At 71.2% G+C, this 5,648-nt stretch carries 4 protein-coding genes; 1 reads left to right on the top strand and 3 read right to left on the bottom strand.

The window, feature by feature from the left end:
* Positions 1-112: 112 nt before the first annotated feature.
* The 3 genes from QK444_RS31630 to QK444_RS31640 all read right to left on the bottom strand — a co-directional run bounded on the left by QK444_RS31630 (position 113) and on the right by QK444_RS31640 (position 3,549).
* Positions 113-2,872, bottom strand: coding sequence for an FAD-binding and (Fe-S)-binding domain-containing protein (locus tag QK444_RS31630; RefSeq protein ID WP_282785739.1), 2,760 nt, complete (start codon positions 2,870-2,872; stop codon positions 113-115).
* A gap of 129 nt (positions 2,873-3,001) precedes the next feature.
* Entirely contained in the window at positions 3,002-3,316 is a 315-nt protein-coding gene (locus QK444_RS31635; RefSeq protein WP_039807994.1) for a hypothetical protein, read from the bottom strand.
* Positions 3,313-3,549, bottom strand: a complete 237-nt coding sequence (locus QK444_RS31640; protein ID WP_282785740.1) for a hypothetical protein — start codon at positions 3,547-3,549, stop codon at positions 3,313-3,315. The genes QK444_RS31635 and QK444_RS31640 overlap by 4 nt, the downstream gene beginning before the upstream one ends.
* A 176-nt stretch (positions 3,550-3,725) precedes the next feature.
* Between QK444_RS31640 and QK444_RS31645 the strand changes: the two genes are divergently transcribed.
* Entirely contained in the window at positions 3,726-5,606 is a 1,881-nt protein-coding gene (locus tag QK444_RS31645; protein ID WP_282785741.1) for an ABC transporter ATP-binding protein, read from the top strand.
* Positions 5,607-5,648: the final 42 nt, after the last annotated feature.

Genomic DNA, 5,648 nt, shown 5'->3' on the forward strand with positions numbered 1-5,648 from the left:
GTCGGGTCTCCGCGCTGACGCGGTATGGCGTCGGTGGGCGCGCGATGAGGTCGTGCTGAGATGGGCGTACCGAAGGCGGGCGGCAATCGTGCGCGGTGGTGCGTCGCGCGGCTCAGGTGTCCCGCAGGAATTGGGCGAGGTGTTGGGCGGGACGTCCGGCCAGTTGGTCGGCCTGGGTGCGGCAGGAGAAGCCGTCGGCCAGGAAGACGGCGTCGGGGCCCGCCGCGCGCAGGGCGGGCAGCAGGGTGTTCTCGGCGACCGCGACCGAGAGGTCGTAGTGGCCGCGCTGCATGCCGAAGTTGCCGGCGAGGCCGCAGCAACCGGCGATCGGGACCACCGTCGCGCCGGTGCGGGCGAGGACCTCGCGGTCGGCGGCGAAGCCCATGATCGCGTGCTGGTGGCAGTGCGGCTGCACCACCACCGTGGTGGCGGCGCGATCGGGTGGCCGCCACCGCGGCTGCTCCAGCAGGAATTCGGCCAGGGTCCGCACCGCCGCCGCGACCCGGGCCGAGCTCTCGTCGCCGGGCAGCAGGCGGGGCAGGTCGTCGCGCAGGGCGGCGGTGCAGGACGGTTCCAGCCCGACCACCAGACCACCGGCGCGCACATGGTCGACGAGGGCGTCCACGGTGGCGCGCAGCCGGGTGCGCGCGCCGTCCAGCTGCCCGGTGCTGATCCAGGTCAGGCCGCAGCACACCCGGCGCTCGGGAATCCGCACCCGGTAGCCCAGTGATTCGATGAGGTCCACCGCGGCCGAGGCGATATCGGGGTCGAAGCCGTCGGTGAAGGTGTCCACCCACAGCATCACCTCCGGGCCGGCGGCCGTGCTGCCGGTCCATCCGCGACGGAAACTCTTGTGCGCCAGCGCGGGCACCGGTCGGCGGGGATCTATTCCGGCCGCGCGCAAGCCGATTCGACGCAGCGGGCCGATCTTCGCGAGAGCGTTGACCGGCCGGGCCAGCCGCGAGGCAGCCGCCAGCCACCGCGGCAGCCGCCCGAGCGAGTAGTGGTCGAGCGGGCGGCGTCGCCCCCGGTAGCGGCGGTGCAGGGTCTCGGACTTGTAGGTCGCGATGTCCACACCGGCCGGGCAGTCCGCATGACATGCCTTGCAGGACAGGCAGAGATCGAGGGATTCCGCCACCGCGTCCGAACGCCAGTCGAGCGCGCCGCGCGCTACCTCCTGGAGTACGCGGGCACGGCCGCGGGTGCTGTCCTTCTCGTCGGCGGTGGCCAGATAGGAGGGACACATGAAGCCGCCGGAGGCGCGGGTATCGGCACGGCATTTGCCGACGCCCACGCAGCGGTGCACCGCGGTGCCGATATCGCCGTCGCCGGGATAGGCGAAGCCGCCGGCGGCGGACACCGGCCGCAGCCCGGCCAGCCGAAGATCGGTGTCGATCGGGCGCGGGTCGACCAGGACCCCGGGGTTGAGCACGTCATCCGGATCGAACAGCGCCTTGAATCCGGCGAAGGCGGCCAGCGCGGCGGGGGAGTACATGCGCGCCAACAGTTCCGAGCGGGCACGACCGTCGCCGTGCTCGCCCGACAGTGAACCGCCGAACTTCACCACCTGATCGGCGGCATCCTCCAGGAAGGACCGGAAGCGTTGCGGTGCATCGGCGATCGGCAGATCCAGGCGCACATGAATGCAGCCGTCGCCGAAGTGACCGTAGAGCAGGCCGTCCAGGCCGTGATCGCGGGTGAGGGCCTGGAATTCGCGCAGATACGCGCCCAGACGCTCGGGCGGGACGGCGGCGTCCTCCCAACCGGGCCAGGCCGGAGTGCCGTCGGGGGTACGACCGGCCAGCCCGGCACCGTCGGCGCGAATCCGCCAGAGTGCCTGGGCCACAGCGATATCGGTGACGATTCGGGAATCGAGCGCATGGGCGGTGCGGCACAGCCGTTCGGCCGCCGCCCGCACCTGATCGGGGCTGTCGCCGCCGAACTCCACGAACAGCCAGCCACCGCCGCGCGGGAGCTCCGGCACCGTGCCGCGATGCGCTCGCACCGCGTCGACCAGGCGAGCGTCCAGGCCCTCCACCGCGATGGGCGCGCCCGCCATGACGGCGGCGATATCGTCCGCGGCGGTGGGCATATCGGGATAGCCGAGCACGACCAGCACGGTGGCGGCCGGAATGGGCACGAGCCCGACGGTCGCCTCCAGGAGCAGGCCACAGGTGCCCTCGGTGCCGACGAACGCCTTGGCGATCGACGAACCGCGCTCCGGGAGCAGGTGTTCCAGCGCATACCCGGATGCCTGCCGGTCGAAGCGACCCAGTTCGGTGCGGATGAGGGCCAGGTTCGCACGAGTGAATTCGGGCAGCCCCGGCACTGCGGCCGGATCGTCGGCGAGGGTGCGCTCGACGCCGGTACCGTCGAGAATGCGAAGTTCTCGCACCGTATCCGAGGTGCGCCCCCAGGCCACGGCGCGCGGGCCGCAGGCATTGTTGCCGATCATGCCGCCCAGCGTGCAGCGGTTCTGCGTGGACGGGTCCGGCCCGAAGCGCAGGCCGTGCGCGCCCGCCGCGCGCTGCAGGGTGGACAGCACCACCCCCGGCTGCACCCGGGCCAGCGCGCGTTCGGCGTCCACCTCCAGGATCGCGTGCATATGCCTGCTGAAGTCCAGCACGATCCCGGACCCGATCGCATTGCCCGCCACCGAGGTTCCGCCTCCGCGCGCGGTCACGGGCAGGCCCTCCACCAGCGCGAAGGCCAGCGTGGATTCCACATCCGCGACGGTGCGCGGAAAAACGACCGCCCGGGGCGGCACCCGGTAGTTCGAGGCGTCGGTGGAATACTCGGCGCGCCGCCGCGGCGAGGCGTCCACCTCACCCGCGATCCGGCCCCGCAGCGCCCGTTCCAGCGAATCGGTCACGCTGTCAGCCTAGGCGGCCCACCGCAGCGACGGTGCCCACCGGCGGGGAGCTGCACGAGACATCCCGGCGGCGGAGGCCGCGCTGGGCACAGCCGGATCGTCCGTCGTGCCAGGCGATCGGACATGTCTTCACAGGTACAGCCGCGCGATGCGGGTGGCGATGTCGTCCATGGTGTCCTGGTCGATGACCGCGATGGGTTCGCCGGTGAGCCAGTCGCTGGGCAGGGTGGTCGGCGCGACCAGGACGGCGGTGCCCACGGTGCCGAGGTCGTAGAGGTAGGCCCCGGCGGCGGGGCGCAGTTGCGGCCCGACCACCTGGACCACCAGCCGCAGGCCGGGCTGATCGTTGTTGTAGTTGTCGCCGGAGACGACCAGGAACATGGTGCCGCCCGGCATGACCGTGGCCGCCTGGGTGAGGATGATGTGGCCCCGCTGGGCGATCACCCACGCACTCCCCGGGCCGCCTGGAAGGCGGCGGCCTGTTGCTGCGCCCACTCGCCGCCCAGCAGTTTGTGCTGTTCCATCAGCGCCACGTCATTGCGCCGGGCATCGGCGTAGGTGACGCGGTCGATGGTTTCGGCGATCCAGGTGGAGAGGGGTTTCCCGGCGGCCGCGGCGGCGGCCCGAGCCGCAGCGGCCACCCGATCGGGCATGGTGATGCTGAGCTTCTCGGTCACACCGAAAATGCTACTGGCGGTCAGGAGCACGGGGGAGACCGCGGCGGGCCGGGCGCGGCGTTTCGCCCAGAGCGAAGGCGTGTCGCCCGGCGGATGGGCTTGCTCTCAACCTTTGTTGAGGTCTTACTGTCGGTGCCCTCGGGTTCCATAGACCCGAAGCGGTGAGGAGAGCGAGCATGAGTATCGAATCCGTGGCGTGGGATCAGCTGTACCGGCAGGTGCACGCGCCCAACGAGCAGCGTCCGCTGCGGCTGACGACGGCACGGCGGATTCTGGCCTTCGCGCAGCGGCATCACCGCAGGCTGCTGGCCTTCCTGGGCTTCAGCGTGATCTCGGCGCTGCTGGCGGTGGCCGGTCCGGTTCTCGCCGGACGGGTCGTGGACGGCATCGTGCAGGGGTCCGCTCCGCGTGTGGTGGTGATGCTGGCGATCGTCATCGGCGTAGTGGCGGTGCTGGATGCCGCACTGGGCCTGATCATCCGGTGGCTGTCGGCGCGCATCGGCGAGGGGCTGATCTTCGACCTGCGCACCGCGGTGTTCGACCATGTGCAGCGCATGCCGGTGGCCTTCTTCACCCGCACCCGCACCGGCGCGCTGGTCAGCCGCCTCAACAACGATGTCATCGGCGCCCAGCGGGCCTTCAGTTCCACACTGTCCGGAGTGGTCACCAATCTGGTGACGCTCGTGCTCACGCTGGCCGTCATGCTGCGGCTGTCCTGGCAGATCACGCTGCTCGCACTGCTGCTGCTACCGGTGTTCGTGCTGCCGGCGCGGGCCATGGGGCGCAGGCTGGCCGGAATCCAGCGGGAGGCGGCCGGACTCAATGCCGCCATGAGCACGCAGATGACCGAGCGATTCTCCGCCCCCGGCGCGACCCTGGTGAAGCTGTTCGGGCGACCGACGCAGGAGTCCTCGGAGTTCGCGCTGCGGGCGGGTCGAGTGCGCGATATCGGTATACGCACGGCCATGCTGCAAACCGTGTTCATCACGGCGCTGACCCTGGTGTCGGCGCTGGCCATCGCGCTGGTGTACGGCCTGGGCGGGTTCTACGCCCTGCGCGGACAGCTGGAAGCCGGTGCGGTGGTGTCGCTTTCGCTGCTGCTGACCCGGTTGTACTCGCCGCTTACGGCGCTGGCCAGCGCCCGGGTGGACATCATGTCGGCGCTGGTGAGCTTCGAGCGGGTCTTCGAGGTGCTGGATCTGAAGCCGCTCATCGAGGACGCGCCCGATGCGGGGGCGGTGCCGGACGGACCGGTGTCGGTGGAACTGGACGCGGTGGACTTCGGCTACCCATCGGCGGACAAGGTGTCGTTGGCCTCGCTGGAGGAGGTGGCGACGCTGGACACCCGCGGCGGGGAACAGGTGCTGCACCAGGTGTCGCTGCGCGCCGAGCCAGGTCAGATGGTGGCGCTGGTCGGCTCCTCGGGGGCCGGGAAATCCACCATCGCGCAACTGGTTTCGCGGCTCTACGACGTGGACTCCGGAGCGGTGCGGCTGGGCGGGGTGGATGTGCGAGAGCTGAAGGGCAGCTCCATCCAGGCCACCGTCGGGCTGGTCACCCAGGACGGGCACCTGTTCCACGACACCATTCGCAACAATCTGCTGCTGGCCCGGCCCGAGGCCGACGACGAGGAGCTGTGGGACGCGCTGCGCCGGGCGCGCCTGAGCGAGCTGATCGCATCGCTGCCCGACGGCCTGGACACTGTGGTCGGCGAGCGCGGCTACCGGCTCTCGGGCGGTGAACGGCAGCGGCTGACCATTGCCCGGCTGCTGTTGCGACAGCCGCGCGTAGTGATCCTGGACGAGGCCACCGCCTCGCTGGACTCGACCTCGGAGGCGGCGGTGCAGGCGGCACTGGCCGAGGCGCTCGACGGGCGGACGGCCCTGGTCATCGCACACCGGCTGTCGACGATTCGCAATGCCGATCAGATCGTGGTGCTCGAGCACGGGCGGATCGTGGAGCGCGGCACGCACACCCGGTTGCTGGCGGAGCAGGGGCGGTACGCGGAGCTGTACCGGACCCAGTTCGCGGACGACAGCCAACCGGCGGCGGCCTGAATTCGGCTGCGCGACGCCACTTCTCCTCCGGGGGGGGGGGGG

It is taken from the genome of Nocardia sp. CC201C, assembly GCF_030010695.1.
Lineage (GTDB): Bacteria > Actinomycetota > Actinomycetes > Mycobacteriales > Mycobacteriaceae > Nocardia > Nocardia otitidiscaviarum.